Source organism: Phaeobacter sp. HF9A (assembly GCF_011806385.1).
Classification (GTDB): domain Bacteria; phylum Pseudomonadota; class Alphaproteobacteria; order Rhodobacterales; family Rhodobacteraceae; genus Epibacterium.
Genome location: NZ_JAATOX010000102.1, coordinates 1 through 14,605, shown reverse-complemented (window position 1 = coordinate 14,605; position 14,605 = coordinate 1). Strand labels below are relative to the sequence as shown.

General features: G+C 62.3%; 16 protein-coding genes and 1 pseudogene. 7 read left to right on the top strand and 10 right to left on the bottom strand.

Features of this window, described 5'->3' with window-relative positions; all coding sequences use genetic code 11:
* The first annotated feature begins 126 nt into the window (after positions 1-126).
* The 3 genes from yihA (at position 127) to HCZ87_RS15715 (ending at position 2,629) form a co-directional block, all read left to right on the top strand.
* Positions 127-780 carry a ribosome biogenesis GTP-binding protein YihA/YsxC gene (gene yihA, locus HCZ87_RS15725; RefSeq protein ID WP_167645183.1) on the top strand — a complete coding sequence of 218 codons (654 nt, stop codon included), beginning with the start codon at positions 127-129 and terminating at the stop codon, positions 778-780.
* Positions 781-796: 16 nt separating this feature from the next.
* On the top strand, positions 797-1,150 hold the full coding sequence (locus HCZ87_RS15720) for a DUF2946 family protein (protein ID WP_167645181.1): 354 nt from the start codon (positions 797-799) through the stop codon (positions 1,148-1,150).
* 66 nt (positions 1,151-1,216) lie between these two features.
* Complete coding sequence (locus HCZ87_RS15715; RefSeq protein WP_167645179.1) at positions 1,217-2,629, top strand: PepSY domain-containing protein; 1,413 nt, start codon at positions 1,217-1,219, stop codon at positions 2,627-2,629.
* 47 nt (positions 2,630-2,676) lie between these two features.
* On the opposite strand, the gene HCZ87_RS15710 is transcribed toward HCZ87_RS15715, so the two are convergent.
* The gene (locus HCZ87_RS15710; protein ID WP_167645177.1) at positions 2,677-3,408 is read right to left on the bottom strand and encodes an SDR family NAD(P)-dependent oxidoreductase; all 732 of its coding nucleotides are present in this window, start codon (positions 3,406-3,408) and stop codon (positions 2,677-2,679) included.
* A 162-nt stretch (positions 3,409-3,570) separates the two neighbouring features.
* On the opposite strand from HCZ87_RS15710, the gene argB reads away from it, so the two are divergent.
* The 4 genes from argB to HCZ87_RS15690 all read left to right on the top strand — a co-directional run bounded on the left by argB (position 3,571) and on the right by HCZ87_RS15690 (position 6,333).
* A complete protein-coding gene (gene argB / locus HCZ87_RS15705; RefSeq protein WP_167645175.1) occupies positions 3,571-4,431 on the top strand; it encodes an acetylglutamate kinase in 861 nt (286 codons plus the stop codon).
* A gap of 88 nt (positions 4,432-4,519) precedes the next feature.
* Entirely contained in the window at positions 4,520-5,203 is a 684-nt protein-coding gene (locus HCZ87_RS15700; RefSeq protein WP_167645174.1) for a ferredoxin, read from the top strand.
* Positions 5,200-5,697, top strand: coding sequence for a histidine phosphatase family protein (locus HCZ87_RS15695; protein ID WP_167645173.1), 498 nt, complete (start codon positions 5,200-5,202; stop codon positions 5,695-5,697). Before HCZ87_RS15700 ends, HCZ87_RS15695 begins: the two co-directional genes overlap by 4 nt.
* A gap of 210 nt (positions 5,698-5,907) precedes the next feature.
* Positions 5,908-6,333 (top strand): GNAT family N-acetyltransferase, encoded by a 426-nt coding sequence (locus tag HCZ87_RS15690; RefSeq protein ID WP_167645171.1) that lies wholly within the window; start codon positions 5,908-5,910, stop codon positions 6,331-6,333.
* A gap of 179 nt (positions 6,334-6,512) precedes the next feature.
* On the opposite strand, the gene HCZ87_RS15685 is transcribed toward HCZ87_RS15690, so the two are convergent.
* From HCZ87_RS15685 to HCZ87_RS15645, 9 genes and pseudogenes are all read right to left on the bottom strand, one after another.
* Entirely contained in the window at positions 6,513-7,304 is a 792-nt protein-coding gene (locus HCZ87_RS15685; protein WP_167645169.1) for an amino acid ABC transporter ATP-binding protein, read from the bottom strand.
* A 12-nt stretch (positions 7,305-7,316) separates the two neighbouring features.
* Positions 7,317-8,645 carry an amino acid ABC transporter permease gene (locus HCZ87_RS15680; protein WP_167645167.1) on the bottom strand — a complete coding sequence of 443 codons (1,329 nt, stop codon included), beginning with the start codon at positions 8,643-8,645 and terminating at the stop codon, positions 7,317-7,319.
* Position 8,646: 1 nt separating this feature from the next.
* Positions 8,647-9,915: an amino acid ABC transporter permease gene (locus HCZ87_RS15675; RefSeq protein WP_167645165.1), complete on the bottom strand. Its 1,269-nt coding sequence runs from the start codon at positions 9,913-9,915 to the stop codon at positions 8,647-8,649.
* A gap of 131 nt (positions 9,916-10,046) precedes the next feature.
* Positions 10,047-11,063 carry an amino acid ABC transporter substrate-binding protein gene (locus tag HCZ87_RS15670; RefSeq protein WP_167645163.1) on the bottom strand — a complete coding sequence of 339 codons (1,017 nt, stop codon included), beginning with the start codon at positions 11,061-11,063 and terminating at the stop codon, positions 10,047-10,049.
* Positions 11,064-11,425: 362 nt separating this feature from the next.
* Entirely contained in the window at positions 11,426-12,130 is a 705-nt protein-coding gene (locus HCZ87_RS15665) for an ATP12 family chaperone protein (protein WP_167645162.1), read from the bottom strand.
* Between the two features lie 14 nt (positions 12,131-12,144).
* Positions 12,145-12,834 carry an HAD-IA family hydrolase gene (locus HCZ87_RS15660; protein ID WP_167645160.1) on the bottom strand — a complete coding sequence of 230 codons (690 nt, stop codon included), beginning with the start codon at positions 12,832-12,834 and terminating at the stop codon, positions 12,145-12,147.
* Positions 12,831-13,877: an RluA family pseudouridine synthase gene (locus tag HCZ87_RS15655; protein WP_167645158.1), complete on the bottom strand. Its 1,047-nt coding sequence runs from the start codon at positions 13,875-13,877 to the stop codon at positions 12,831-12,833. The genes HCZ87_RS15660 and HCZ87_RS15655 overlap by 4 nt, the downstream gene beginning before the upstream one ends.
* On the bottom strand, positions 13,874-14,254 hold the full coding sequence (gene crcB, locus HCZ87_RS15650) for a fluoride efflux transporter CrcB (RefSeq protein WP_167645156.1): 381 nt from the start codon (positions 14,252-14,254) through the stop codon (positions 13,874-13,876). The genes HCZ87_RS15655 and crcB overlap by 4 nt, the downstream gene beginning before the upstream one ends.
* Before the next feature lie 156 nt (positions 14,255-14,410).
* Positions 14,411-14,605 (bottom strand): annotated as a pseudogene (locus HCZ87_RS15645) (replication-associated recombination protein A); the annotation flags it as partial.

Sequence of the window (14,605 nt, the reverse complement as noted above, 5' to 3'; positions counted from 1 at the left end):
GAGGGGCGCTGCCCCTCGCGCTCCCCGGGATATTTATGAAAAGATGAAAAGCCGAGGCGCGGGGATTTCTGGATTTCTTTGCCGGGCCAAGCCTGCTAGAAGCGCAAAAAATACGTGGACCCCCAGATGAGCCAACTGCCCTTTCCCCTTGCTGACGAACCGGATGAGATCTCTCAGGAGGTCGGGCGCAAGCTCTTTGCCGGCCAATCAGAGTTTGTCAAAGGCGTGGTGGCCATGTCCGGCCTGCCGCCTGCCGACCGGCTGGAAGTCTGTTTCGCGGGGCGATCCAACGTGGGGAAATCCTCCCTGATCAATGCGCTGACCGGCACCAAGGGGCTGGCGCGGGCCTCCAACACGCCGGGGCGGACGCAGGAGATCAACTTCTTCACCCAGGGGCCCGAACTCTATCTCGTTGACCTTCCCGGTTACGGCTATGCAAATGCGCCGCTGGCGGTGGTGGAGAAATGGCAGCGGTTGCTGAAGCAATACCTGTCGGGCCGCCAGACCCTGCGCCGGGCCTTTGTGCTGATTGACCACCGTCACGGCGTCAAGAAGGTCGATGAGGAGATCATGGCGCTGCTGGATGCTTCGGCGGTGACCTTTCAGGTGGTGATGACCAAGGCCGACAAGGTCAAGGCGCAGGACCGCGACAAGGTTCTGGACCAGGTGCGCGGCGCGCTGAGCAAACATCCCGCCGCCTACCCGGAGCTGATCCTGACCTCCTCGGAAAAAGGCGACGGAATTGCCACGCTGCGCTCCGTCATCGCGCATCTGGACTGAGATCCTGCACCGTCTGGTGACATATCTTGGCCTCCTGGCCATTCTGGTCGCGGGGCTGATCCCGGCGGGCTGGATGCCGGGTTCCGGCACCGAGGGCAAGATGTTGCTGGTGATCTGTACCGGCGACGGCCCGCAGGAGCTCTGGGTCGATCCCGATGGCGACACGGCGCCAGAGCATTCCGAAGACAAACAAGGCAGCCGCAGCTGTCCCTTTGCGGCGCAGGCGCCGGTGATCGCCCATGTCGCCGCCGAACTGCCGCTGCCCCTGATGGGGCCGACTCGTGATCTGTGGTTTCACGCGGCCTTCACCCATCACACTGCCGGGTATTACTGGCAGTATGACGCCCGCGGCCCGCCCGCGCTCTCCTGATCCCAAAATCAATCGTTTTGATGCGCCGGACCTTGGTCCGGTCCCTATTTGGTATGGAGATACCCCATGGCATTCAGCCAAACCCCAGAGGCGGACAACCGGTCCGTCACCCCGACCCTGTCGCAAACCTTTTATTTTGCCGCCTGGCGCTGGCATTTCTACGCCGCGCTTTATGTGATTCCCTTCTTGCTCGTGCTGGCCATCACCGGCCTGATGATGATGGTGCTCACCCAGATTGACGGGCGCGACGGCGAAAACATCCATGTCACGCCCGGCCCGAGCGAGCTGTCTGTGCAGGCCCAGACCGAGGCGGCGCTGGCCGCTCAACCCGGCAAGCTGGTCGAATGGATCGGCCCCAAAGGCCCCGATCTGGCCACCGTGTTCCGTATCGCCCCCGCTGAGGGCGGCAATCGGTTGGTGGCGTTGGATCCCTATAGCGGCGAGGTGCTGAAGATCTGGGATCGGCGCGCGGGCTGGTATGACTGGGCCGACAATGTGCACAGCACGCTGTTGATTGGCGATGTCGGAGATCGGCTGATCGAGATCGCCGCCGGGCTGGGGCTGCTTTTGGTCTTCACCGGCCTTTATATCTGGTGGCCGCGCCAGAACCCCGCCTCGGTGTTTATCCCGAACCTGCGGGCGCGCGGACGGGCGCTGTGGAAGAGCCTGCATGCGGTCACCGGCTTCTGGATCTCGGCGCTGCTGATTCTGTTCCTGATTTCCGGTCTCTCCTGGGCCGGGATCTGGGGCGGCAAATTCGTGCAGGCCTGGTCCACCTTTCCGGCGCAGAAGTGGGATGCGGTGCCGCTCTCGGAGAGCACCCATGCGCAGCATCTGAACCATGGTACCACCAATGACGTGCCCTGGGCGCTGGAGCAGACGCCAATGCCGCTTTCCGGCTCCAGCGCGGGTATTCCCGGCCTGCAAGAGGGGCAGCCTGCGAGCCTGCCGACCATCGTCGCCTTTGGCCGCTCGCTGGGGCTGGAGGGGCGGTTCCGCGTGGCAGTGCCGCAAAGCGACACCGGCGTCTGGACCATCAACCGTGACAGCATGTCCGGCGACGGCAATGATCCCTTCATCGACCGCACCATCCATATCGACCAGTTCACCGGCAAGATCCTCGCCGATGTGTCCTATGACGACTATTCCTGGGCGGGCAAGGCGATGGCGGTGGGCATTCCGCTGCATATGGGGCTGACCGGGCTCTGGAACTTTGTGCTGAATGTCAGCTTCTGCCTCTCGGTGATCTTTCTGTGCGTCTCTGGCGTGGTGATGTGGGTGAAACGTCGCCCCAGCGGCGCCGCACGGCTGGCCGCGCCGCCGATGCCGCGGGATATGCCCTTCTGGAAAGGCGCGGTGCTGATCGGGCTGTTTACCTCGCTCGCCTTCCCGCTGGTGGGGCTGACGCTGCTTGCGGTTCTGGCGCTGGATGTGCTGGTGCTCTCCAACCTGCCGCGCATGAAACAGCTGCTGAGCTAACCCCCTGTCAGGCCCGGCCCACGCGGTCGGGCCTGATGGCACGCCTGTCAGACATGCTGCGCGCCATTCACTTCGATCTCGGTTCCCGAGATATAGCTGCTCTGCTCGGAACACAGGAAATAGATCGCATCGGCGACCTCGGAGGGCTGACCAAGCCGCCGCATCGGCAGTTGTTCCACGATCTTTTCCGTGCCGGGGCTGAGGATGGCGGTCTCCACCTCGCCCGGTGCAATCGCATTCACCCGCACGCCAAGCGGGCCGAAGTCATGCGCCATTTCCCGCGTCAGCGCCGCCAAGGCCGCCTTGGAGGTGGCATAGGCCGCCCCCGCAAAGGGATGCACCCGGCTGCCGGCGATCGAAGTCACATTGACCACCGATCCTTTGGCCGCGGCCAGTTCCTCGCGCAGCCCGCGCGCCAGCACCACCGAGGCAAAGAAATTGACGTGGAACACCTTGGCCCAATCCATCAGGTCGGTGTTCAGAGTGCTCAGCCGCTCGCCATTCGGCCCCTTGGGAGAGATCCCGGCGTTATTGACCAGCGCATCCAGCTTGCCGTCTTGCAGCCGCTCTTGGATCACCCCCACTGCGTTGATGGTGTCGGAGGGGTCCGACAGATCCAACTGTACGTGATTCTCTTCGCCACCGCCCCAGGGGCATTCCTTGGGAAAGGGATGGCGCGAACAGGTGATCACCCGCCAGCCCTCGGCATTGAAACGGCGCACGGTGGCATGGCCAATTCCCCGGCTGGCCCCGGTCAGAAGCAGTGTCTTGCGGCGCATATGGTGGATCCTCTCAACGCAAATCTGCCGCCACAGTAGCAGCCCCCCGCGCCGCAGCAATGGCACATCGACGTATCCTCCCTTGGCACCGGGCGGCAAAATGGGCTACACGCATGTACCACCCCGCGCCCGCGCCTTGGGCCGCCTCAGGACCTGACAGTGATGAAGACCCAAGACATGAACCGCGACTGGATTGCCACTGCTGAAACCCTCTCAAGCGCCCTGCCCTACCTCCAGCGCTATGACGACGCCATTGTGGTGATCAAGCTCGGCGGTCACGCCATGGGCAGCGACGAGGGCATGGAGAGTTTTGCCCGCGATGTGGTGCTCCTGCGCCAGGTCGGCGTGAACCCGGTGGTGGTGCATGGCGGTGGGCCGATGATCAATGCGATGCTCGACAAGCTGCAAATCAAGTCGGATTTCGTCAACGGCAAGCGCGTCACTGACAAGGCCACCATGGAGGTGGTCGAAATGGTGCTCTCCGGCATGGTCAACAAGCGCATCGTGCAGGCGATCAACGCCCAGGGCGGCAAGGGAATCGGCCTTTCCGGCAAGGACGCCAACCTGATCACCTGCAAGGCAACCGACCCCGCGCTCGGTTTTGTTGGCACCCCGTCGCAGGTCAATGCGGATATGCTGCACAGCCTGTTTGAAAAGGAATTCATCCCCGTCATCGCCCCCATCGGCGCGGGCATCGAGGGGGAAACCTTCAATATCAACGGCGACACGGCCGCAGGCGCGGTTGCCGCCGCGCTCAAGGCAGACCGGCTGCTCTTGCTGACCGATGTGGCGGGCGTGAAGAACGCCGAGGGCAAGGTGGTCACCGAGCTCACCGCCGCCGATGTGGAGGCAATGACCGCCGAGGGCGTGATTGCGGGTGGCATGATCCCCAAGACCGAAACCGCCCTCAATGCGGTCCGCAACGGCGTGCGTGCCTGTACCATCGTCGATGGCCGGGTTTCCAATGCGGTCTTGCTGGAGCTCTTTACCGACCACGGCGCTGGCTCGATGATTCGCGGCTGACCCGCTGACGGGATAAATTCACCGGAAACCGCCCTCCCAGGTCGCTGCGGCAGTTGCCAGCGACGCGCGGGCGGGGTTTCCTGCCCCCATGTCAAACAATAGCAGCCCTTCCGACCAGTATGACCAGATCGCCCGCCGCCTAGTCCCGACGGGGATGATGATCTACGGCGCGCTGCATCCCCCGCGAACCCCGGTCCCGGGAGCGGATCGCGGCACCCTTGTGCTGATCGGCACCGACAGCGGGTTCTGGGCCGCGCTCAACGCCGCCCCCGAAGGGCTCGACAACCAGCCCGACCCGGTGGACCGCTTCTCTACCCGCGTGATTGGTACCCTGGCCGCTGATATGGGCGCCGAGGTGCGCTACCCCTTTGGCGGGCCGCCCTATCAGCCCTTCATTGCCTGGGGGCTGGCCTCGGGGCGCGCTTTCACATCCCCGTCGCAAATGCTGGTGCATGATGCGGTTGGCCTGTTGATATCTTACCGTGGAGCCCTTCTGTTTGACGATGTATTTGACATCCCCGCTCCCCCGCGCGCAGAGTCTCCCTGCAACAGCTGCCCCGCTCGGCCCTGCCTTTCGGCCTGCCCTGCACACGCATTGGTTGACGGCGGCCCCTATAACCTGTCAGCCTGTCACGACCATCTTGATACACCGCAAGGAGCGGAGTGCATGGCATCGGGCTGTATCGCGCGCCGGGCCTGCCCGCTCAGCGCTGCTTTCGGGCGCCCCAGGGCGCAAACCGCTCACCACATGAGATATTTTCACCGCCCATGACCCGTACCCTCTTTCTGACCCGCCATGCCAAATCCGCCTGGAACACCGACGCCCCCAGCGATCACGCCAGACCGCTCAACACACGTGGCCAGCGCTCCGCCGAGGCCCTCGGCCACTGGCTGCGCGCCTTGCCCATCCAACCTGACCAGGTGATCTCCTCCTCCGCGCAGCGCACCCGGGAAACCTATGATCTGATGGGGCTTTCCGCGCCCGCGACTTTCAGCGAACGGCTCTATCATGCCACGCCGGAGATCCTTTTTGACACCCTGCGCAATGCCGAGGTCCCCTCCGTGATGCTGCTGGGACATAACCCCGGCCTGATGCAATTTGCCCATCAGATCGTCAAACACCCGCCCGCGCATTCGCGCTTCGAAGACTACCCGACCGGCGCCACGCTGGTGCTGGAGTTCCCCATCGACGATTGGACCAGCCTGCAACCGGGCACAGGCAGGGTGCTGGATTTCGTGGTCCCGCGCGAACTTCTGGGCGAGTGAGCCTTGCCCGCCGCCGCCGGATCTCATAGCCTTGAGCGCAGCAACACAGGAGATTTGATGTCCCGTTGATGTTGGCGCAAGACGCGCCACCGACGCATGACCCAAACCGCTAAAAAGCCGCAGATCAGTGGCGCTACTTTTGGTATGCGCATGTCCTCACAACATCACACAGATCGCCCCTGAGCGGTCCCAAATGGGATATCCCTGACAATGATCAGACCCTATACCCCGTCAGACAAACCGACGGTCCTCCACATCTGGCGCCAGGCCAACGCCCAGGCCCATCCGTTCCTGAGCCAAGACCTCACCGACCAGGCCGAAGCCATGATCCGCGACAGCTTTCTCGACATGGCAGAAACCTGGATCATCGAGGAGGGCAGCCGCCCCCTCGGCTTCCTCTCCCTGCTCGAGAACGAGGTCGGCGGCCTCTTCGTCCTGCCAGAGGCACAGGGCAAGGGGCTAGGCCGCGCGCTTCTGGATCACGCCCGAGAGCGCCGTCCTACCCTCACCCTCAGCGTCTTTGTGAAGAACCACAGGGCGCGCCGCTTTTACGCCGCCTATGGGTTTCAGCCCCTTGAGGAACGCCAGAACGCATTCTTCAAAGAGCCAGAGCTGGCGTTGCATCTGACCCGCTAACCCCACATCCCCCTCGGCGGGCGCTTCTGCCCGCCGTTCTCCATTTCATCTTTTTGAAAATATCCCGGGGGATCTGGCCCCATAGGGGCCACAAGGGGGCGGCGCCCCTTTCCCTCCTCCAGACAAGCGAAAAGGCCGGGCAGACGCCCGGCCTTTTCTCAATTTAGCAACAGCAGTGCTCAGTGGCCGAGGATCTGGCTCAGGAACAGTTTGGTCCGCTCGCTCTGCGGGTTGTTGAAGAACTCTTCCGGCTCGTTCTGCTCCACGATCTGGCCCGCATCCATAAAGATCACCCGGTTCGCCACCTGACGGGCAAAGCCCATCTCATGGGTCACGCAAAGCATCGTCATGCCCTCTTCGGCCAGCTCGATCATGGTGTCGAGCACCTCCTTGATCATCTCCGGGTCCAGCGCCGAGGTCGGCTCGTCAAACAGCATGATCCGCGGCATCATGCACAAGGAGCGCGCAATCGCCACACGCTGCTGCTGACCACCCGACAGCTGACCGGGATATTTGTCGGCCTGCTCGGGGATCTTCACCTTTTCCAGGAAATGCATCGCGCGCTCTTCGGCCTCTTTCTTGGGCGTCTTGCGCACCCAGATCGGGGCCAGCGTGCAGTTTTCCAGGATCGTCAGATGCGGAAACAGGTTGAAGTGCTGAAACACCATGCCAACCTCGGAGCGGATCTTGTCGATGTTCTTCAGATCATTCGACAGCTCCGTGCCATCCACCACGATCTTGCCCGCCTGATGCTCTTCCAGGGCATTCAGACAGCGGATCAAAGTGGATTTACCAGAGCCAGACGGCCCGGCAATCACGATCCGCTCGCCCCGATTCACCGTCAGGTCGATATCGCGCAGCACGTGGAACGACCCGTACCATTTGTTCATATTGGAGATTTGGATCGCGACCTCGTCAGAGACCTGCATCTTGGAGCGGTCAATTTCACGATCGAGAGCAAGTTCAGCCATTTCTTTACTTCCTTATCGGTGGCCAGTCTGGAGTTTACGCTCCAGGTACATGGAGTAGCGGGACATGCTGAAACAGCAGACGAAGAACATGAAGGCGATGAAGCCGTAGAGCTCCCACACCACCCCGTTCCAGGCCGCATCGGCACGGATTGCATTGGTCAGGCCCAGCGGGTCCAGCAGGCCGATCACCGACACCAGCGTGGTATCCTTGAACAGGCCGATGAAGGTGGACACGATCCCCGGGATCGAGATCTTCAGCGCCTGCGGCATGATGATCAGACGCTGCGCCTGCCAATAATCAAGGCCCAGACTATCTGCCCCCTCATACTGGCCCTTCGGCAGCGCAGCGAGGCCGCCACGGATCACCTCGGCCATATAGGCGGAGGCAAACAGCGTCGCCATGATGATCACCCGCATGATGATGTCGAAATTCGTGCCCGGCGGCATAAAGATGTTCAACAGGGTCGAGGCCACGAACAACAGCGTGATCAGCGGCACCCCCCGAATGAACTCGATAAACCCAACGCAAAGCGATTTGACGATCAACAGATCCGACTGCCGCCCCAGCGCCAGCAGAATGCCCAGCGGCAGCGAACAGGCGATGGCCACAACGCCGATGGTGATCGACAGCATCATACCGCCAAACTGGCGACTCGCGACCGGCTCCAGCCCGATCGGCAGGATCGACGCCAGCCCGGACGCGATGGGCCCGGACAGGAACAGCCACCAGACCAGCGCTGTCGCAACCGCCGCGACAAGCCCAACAAGCGAACCAAAGATATTGCCCAACACGCGATAGACCACATAGGCAATCACAAAACCTGCGGCGATGCAGATCGGAGTCCAGATGGGACCGCCCCACAGGAGCCAGGGCATGATGAAGGGGTAGACATAGGTGAAGTAGATCAGCTTGCGCGGCACTTTCTCGGAGAACAGCACCGGCGCCATGGCAACGCCAAGCAGCAGCAGATCCAACACCGGACGCCAGCGTTGATCCGAGACGCCCTCTTCTGCCCCGTTGGGATAAAAGCCAAACAGCAGCTGCGGCCAGCGATCCCGGATCACCCCCCAGCAAGCAGCCGAGTTATGCCCGTCCTTGCCCAGCGCTGCAAAAATCTCGCGGCACTCAGACAGCGATTTTGCATGCCAGGTCGGCACCAATGCCCAGCTCAACAGCTTGTAAATCACCATTGACACAAAGGCCAAGGCCACCACGCTCAGCAGCGAGTTCAGCCATGTGGAGAACAGATTGACCTTGAGCCAGCCCAGAACCCCGACTTCGCTTGCCGGCGGCTCTTTCGGCGGCAGCATGTCTTTACGGACGAATGAAATATCGCTCATATCACCGCTCCACCAGTTTGACGCGTTTGTTGTAGAGGTTCATCACCCCTGAAATGATCAGCGAGATGGTCAGATAGACCAGCATCCCCAGAAGCACCGTTTCCAGCTCGCGGCCGGTCTGGTTCATGGTGATCCCCATCAAGGTGCCGGTCAGGTCCATATAGCCCACCGCGATCGCCAGCGAGGAGTTCTTGGTCAGGTTGAGGAATTGCGAGATCATCGGCGGGATGATGATGCGCAGCGCCTGCGGCAGGATCACCAGGTTCATGATCCGGTTGGAACGCATCCCCAGCGCAGAGGCCGCCTCGGTCTGGCCCTTGGAGATGGCAAGAATGCCGCCCCGCACGATTTCCGCGATAAAGGCCGCAGTATAGAGCGACAGCGCCAGCCAGAGCGCGATCAGGGAGTTGCGCATATAGGTGCCGCCCTGAAAGTTGAACCCTTTCAGCGCCGGATAGCCCCAGTGCAGACCCAGGAACATCAGCAGCAGAACCGAGGGCAGCACCACAACAGCGGTGCGGATGTGCCAGGTGGTCGGACGCACGCCCGTGGCTTCCTGGGTTTTGTCGGCATTGCTGCGGATCTTGGCGGATGCAAAGAGGCTCGCCCCAAGCACCAGCAGCAAGGCAAGCAGATCAAGCGAGACATCAAAGCGCAGGCTGCTGTTGCCGAACAGATGCACATCGCCCAGGCTGTTGGTAAACAGTGGTTCCGGCACATAAACACCGCGATTGGTGATCGCCACCGTATCCATGAGCTTCATCGTGGCTTCTGGCGTCTCGCCCCGGAAATCACGCGGCGCCGGCATCGTCTCGATCATGATCGCGTTGATGAATACGATCCACAGCAGCACCGGCACGTTGCGGAACATTTCCACATAGACCGTCATGATGCGAGAAATAAGCCAGTTCGGCGACAGGCGCAGCACGCCGATCACAACGCCCAGCACCGAGGCTGTCACACAGCCCATCACGGCGACCAGAAGCGTATTCAATAGCCCGATCAGAGCGGCGCGCAGGTGGGTATTCTGGTTGTCATACTCCAGCAGGCGCTGGTTGATGTCATAGCCCGCCGGCTCGTTCAGAAAGCCGAAACTCGGCTCTTTGCCCAGTTCGACAAGGTTTTGTGCGGTATTGCTGATCAACCATCCGCCCAGGATGAGAAACCCGATCAGCGCGACGACCTGGATGGTCGCGGAGCGGAAGCGGGTGTCGTAAATCAGCATCGACAGCCGAAAGCTCTCTTTCGGCGGGTCAGTCAAAATCGACATATGTAGGGATCCCCGAGGCCCACGGTCTGCCATCCCGGTGAGGTTTGCCTCACTCTGTGTCTAACCGCGGCATTCGTTATAAAACGTGGAAAAAGGGCGTAGGTGACCCCACGCCCTTTCCGGTTGCGACCTTAACGGAACGGCGGTGCATACATCAGGCCACCGTCGGTCCACTGGGCGTTGAGCCCGCGTGCCAGACCGATCGGGGTGTTTTCACCGATGTTCTTGGCGAAGACTTCGCCATAGTTGCCACCAACAGCCAGTGCTTTTGCGGCCCAGTCAGCGTCGAGGCCGAGCATCTCGCCCAGGTTGCCTTCGGTGCCGAGCAGACGGTTGATTTCCGGGTTGTTGGTGCCAGAGGCCATCTCTGCCAGGTTGGCGGAGGTCACGCCCAGCTCTTCTGCTGCGATCAGCGCGTTCAGGGTCCAGCGAACCACGTCACCCCATTCGTCGTCGCCATGACGGACGAGCGGGCCCAGCGGCTCCTTGGAGATGATTTCCGGCAGAATCACATAGGCGCTCGGATCGTCAAAGGTGGCGCGGGTTGCGGCCAGACCAGAGGCGTCGGTGGTGTATGTGTCACAGGCGCCGGCCAGGAATTGCTGCTGACCTTCGGCGTTGGTTTCGATCGGCACCGGCTCGTAAGAGATGTTGTTGGTGCGGAAGAAATCCGCCAGGTTCAGCTCGGTGGTGGTGCCGGTCTGGATGCAGACGGTTGCGCCGTCCAGTTCCTTCGCCGAGGACACGCCCAGCTCTTTGGGCACGATGAAGCCCTGACCGTCGTAGTAGTTCACGCCAACGAAAGTGAACTTCAGGTCCACATCGCGCGAGAAGGTCCATGTGGTGTTGCGGGCCAGCAAGTCGATTTCGCCGGAGGCCAGCGCGGTGAAACGTGTCTTGCCGGTGGTCGGCACGAACTCGATCTTGGTCGAATCGCCCAGAACGGCTGCGGCAACGGCACGGCACACGGCCACGTCGAAACCTTCCCATTCGCCGTTTGCATTCGGCGCGGCGAACCCGACGAGACCAGTGGTGACGCCGCAGTTCAGCTTGTCGCGGGCCTTCACGTCGTCCAGCGTGCCAGCCGCGGATGCCCCAGCTGCAAGACCGGCCACGGTCAGCGCGCCAAAGAATACGGATTTGTTCATTGTTACCTCTTCCTGACTACCCACCTGAGTTACGGTGGTTCTATCGCCCAGCACCCGCCCCATCATATGCGGAGGATGCAGGTAAAACGAAGCGGGGTTCATCCCCGCTTTCGCCCCCGAGTTTGGGCGGATTCATCAACAAACGTCAAGGGTGTCATCAGGGGTTTAGATGGGGTTTTGCCTCTTCCTTAGCCACTCGCTGACATTTTAGGCCACAGGTTTTATGATGTTTAACAGTGCAATTACGATATCTTGCCCCGGTGGGGCGACAAGCGGGTCGCAGGCTTCCCCAACGTAAATCGCGGGCGTATCTGGCATGATACACCCGCGGTTCAAGCTCCGGCATCGCGATCTGATCCTGCCTAGACCAGCGCGTAAAACCCCGCGGCATGCTCAAAAGCCTTCTTCTTCGTGGCTTCCATCGCCTGGGCCTCGTCATCCGGCCCCCACAGCTCTTCCTGCCAGCGCTCATCCAGATGCGCGAGCTCCCAGATGTCGTCCAATGGCCGCCAGTTGCGGGTGGCCGCGAAGCCCAGGATCAAGGAGCCCGTCAGCCCAACCAGATCATGAAAGGCCGCCAGTTGGAACGCGCTCTGCTCGTGCACCTTTGCGCGCAGCAGCTGCAGGGCCTCGGCCGGTTGCGGCTGGTGCATCACGCCGATGCGCGGGGTGAGCCGCGCGTCCAGCGCCTCTGCCGCCCAGTCCAGCGCCTCGTCCCAGCGGGCAGCCTGGCGCGCGGCCAGCTCTTCGGGGCTTTCGGCGCGATAACACAGCAGGTCGCTATCGCCATAGCCCGCCAGCATATCCGCCACCTCGGCGAATTGATGCGTCACCTTGTCCAGGGCGGCATTGGCCGTGCGCGTATGCGGCATGGAGAGCGGATCAATCACCCCCTCCTGTGCCTCCCACTCGCGGGCAATCGCCTCGGCCAGCGCCCGCGTCGGCACCAACAGCGGCGCCTTGACCGGGGTTTTCACACGGCGGCCATCCAGCGCCACGGCAAAACCATCACCCTCTTCCTCGACCGTGACGTCGGTCCAGAACCGCTTCTGCTTCCATTCACTCATCTGTCTTGTCCTTCTCAGTCGGCAGACCAGATCCGCCGCAGCAGCCCGGGCAGATCCGCAAAATCCGTCAGGTGATGGTCGGCGTTCAACTGCTCCGAGGGGTGATAGCCCCAATCGACCGAAATCGTGGTCACCCCGGCGGCGCGGCCCATCTCCATGTCGAAGCTGGTATCGCCAATCATCACCGTATCGGCGGGAGGAATGCCGGTTTCCGCCATGGCGGTCAACACCATCGAGGGATGCGGTTTGGAGGGATGATGATCGGCCACCTGCCGGGTCACGAACATATCCAGCCCATGCGCCTCGATCAGCCCCTCAAGGCCGCGCAGGGATTTCCCGGTTGCAACGCCAAGCAGGTACTCCGGCACCGCCTGCAAGGCGTTGAGCACCTGCTTGGCCCCGGGATAGAGCGGCGCATGCGCTGCACCTTGCATCAGGCGCCCGGTCTTGAAGGCGGTGCGATAGCGATCCACCAGCGCGGCCTGCACCTCGGCCGGCTGTTCCGGCGCCAGCTGCGCCATCGCCTCCGGCAGCGACAGCCCGACAATGGACAGCATCGCCTCCCGCGCGGGCGGCACCAGCCCCTGCCCTTCAAAGGCCTGCGTCATACAGGCCGTAATGGCCCCCTGGCTGTCCACCAAAGTGCCATCCACATCAAAGAGGATCAGCCGCAAAGGCCCGGTTCCGGTCTGTGCTGCGCTCAAAACAGCGTCTCGAAGGGATCATCGGCGGCCAGATCTTCGGTCCAGCCGAAGGTGTCCCAGCTCTCCTTCATATGATCGGGCAAGGCGGCGGTCACGGTGATCACCTTGCCACTCACCGGATGTTCAAATTGCAGACGACGGGCGTGCAGATGCAGCTTCTTGGAGATCAACCCGCCGATCTGTGCGCCCCAGCCATCGCCAAGGTTCTCCTGACCGGAGCCGCCATATTTACCATCGCCAATGATCGGATGCCCCATGCCCGCCATATGCGCCCGAAGCTGGTGGGTGCGGCCCGTCACCGGCTCCATCGCCACCCAGCTGGCGCGGCTCGCAACCCGGTAAAGCGTCGCGTAATAGGTATGTGCCCGCTTGGCGCCCGGGGTGCTGTCCACATCGCGTGGATCCACCGGGATCATCTTCTCGCCCTCGCCGGATTTGCCATGGCCACCGGCCTTGACCAGCCCGGTCTTGATCTCGCCCAGATAGGGCGTCGGCACGCCAGCAACCAGCGCCCAGTAGATCTTGCGGGTGTTCTTGTGCCGAAACGCCGCCGTCAGCCCCTGTGCCGCCACACGATTGCGCGCCAGCACCAAAAGACCCGATGTGTCCTTGTCCAGCCGGTGCACCAGCCGCGGCTTTTCCTCGGCATCAAAACGCAGCGCCTCTGACAGGCCATCGACATGTTTGGTGGTGCCCGATCCCCCCTGCACCGCCAGACCGGCGGGCTTGTTGATCACAAGCACATCGTCGTCCTTGTAGACCACGCTGTCGCGCATCATCTTGGCATCTGCATCGGAAATATGCACCGGACGCGGCTCCGCCGGTTTCAGGTCGCTGGCCGCCAAGGGCGGCACCCGCACCACCTGCCCGGCCTCGACCCGGGAGCTCGCCTTGACCCGCCCGCCATCCAGCCGCAGCTCGCCCTTGCGGCACATCTTCTCGATGCGGCCCTGGCTCACATGCGGAAACAGCCGACGCAGCCAGCGGTCGATCCGCTGCCCACCGTCATCTTCGCTCACCGTAATCATCTGTACGCCACTCATGTCAGCACTCCTCTGGCCGCCATCATGCCAAGGGCAAGGGCCGCGATCGACAGCCCCACCGAAAGGCCAATATATAGTATCGCCTGCCCAAACGCACCGCGTTCCATCAGGGTCACCGCCTCCAGCGAGAACGAGGAGAAAGTGGTAAAGCCACCCAGCATGCCCGTCATCACCAGCGGTGACAGATGGGTGAGCCCCTTATGCGCCGCCACCCCCACAAACAGCCCCATCAGGCAGGAGCCGAGGATGTTCACGCTCAGCACCGCCAGCGGGAACGGGGTTGGCCCCAGCAGACGCATGACGCCCACACCGGCCAGATACCGGCAGCTGGCCCCGATCGCGCCCCCAAGTGCTACATTCAGAATGGATATCAACATGGCAGCGTCCTTCGCGCGGGTGGGCGCGGATGTCAAGTTATGCTGCCGCCCTTCACCACCATGGCCGCCCTGCACCCCACGCAGAGCACCCAGCCCGCTTTCATCTTTTCCCAAATATCCCCGCCGGAGGCCTCGGGCTTTGCACCAAAGCCCGATCTACCCCCCCTGGCGCTGAATGCGCTTCTTGGCAAAGAACTCCACCCGCTTGCGCAGCTCGCGCTCAAACCCGCGCTCCACCGGCTGATACAGCAGGGGCCGCTTCACCCCATCCGGGAAATAATTCTGCCCGGAGAAGCCATCTTCGGCCTCGTGGTCATAGTTGTACCCGGCGCCATAGCCCTGCTCCTCCAT

What these genes read in the sequence shown, in the direction of transcription:
- HCZ87_RS15695 (WP_167645173.1), top strand. Translation starts at nt 5,200, where the DNA reads ATGACCCGTACCCTCTTTCTGACCCGCCATGCCAAATCCGCCTGGAAC.
- HCZ87_RS15675 (WP_167645165.1), bottom strand. Translation starts at nt 9,915, where the DNA reads ATGTCGATTTTGACTGACCCGCCGAAAGAGAGCTTTCGGCTGTCGATG.
- yihA (WP_167645183.1), top strand. Translation starts at nt 127, where the DNA reads ATGAGCCAACTGCCCTTTCCCCTTGCTGACGAACCGGATGAGATCTCT.
- argB (WP_167645175.1), top strand. Translation starts at nt 3,571, where the DNA reads ATGAAGACCCAAGACATGAACCGCGACTGGATTGCCACTGCTGAAACC.
- HCZ87_RS15655 (WP_167645158.1), bottom strand. Translation starts at nt 13,877, where the DNA reads ATGAGTGGCGTACAGATGATTACGGTGAGCGAAGATGACGGTGGGCAG.
- HCZ87_RS15685 (WP_167645169.1), bottom strand. Translation starts at nt 7,304, where the DNA reads ATGGCTGAACTTGCTCTCGATCGTGAAATTGACCGCTCCAAGATGCAG.
- HCZ87_RS15665 (WP_167645162.1), bottom strand. Translation starts at nt 12,130, where the DNA reads ATGAGTGAATGGAAGCAGAAGCGGTTCTGGACCGACGTCACGGTCGAG.
- HCZ87_RS15670 (WP_167645163.1), bottom strand. Translation starts at nt 11,063, where the DNA reads ATGAACAAATCCGTATTCTTTGGCGCGCTGACCGTGGCCGGTCTTGCA.
- HCZ87_RS15680 (WP_167645167.1), bottom strand. Translation starts at nt 8,645, where the DNA reads ATGAGCGATATTTCATTCGTCCGTAAAGACATGCTGCCGCCGAAAGAG.
- HCZ87_RS15715 (WP_167645179.1), top strand. Translation starts at nt 1,217, where the DNA reads ATGGCATTCAGCCAAACCCCAGAGGCGGACAACCGGTCCGTCACCCCG.
- HCZ87_RS15710 (WP_167645177.1), bottom strand. Translation starts at nt 3,408, where the DNA reads ATGCGCCGCAAGACACTGCTTCTGACCGGGGCCAGCCGGGGAATTGGC.
- HCZ87_RS15690 (WP_167645171.1), top strand. Translation starts at nt 5,908, where the DNA reads ATGATCAGACCCTATACCCCGTCAGACAAACCGACGGTCCTCCACATC.
- crcB (WP_167645156.1), bottom strand. Translation starts at nt 14,254, where the DNA reads ATGTTGATATCCATTCTGAATGTAGCACTTGGGGGCGCGATCGGGGCC.
- HCZ87_RS15700 (WP_167645174.1), top strand. Translation starts at nt 4,520, where the DNA reads ATGTCAAACAATAGCAGCCCTTCCGACCAGTATGACCAGATCGCCCGC.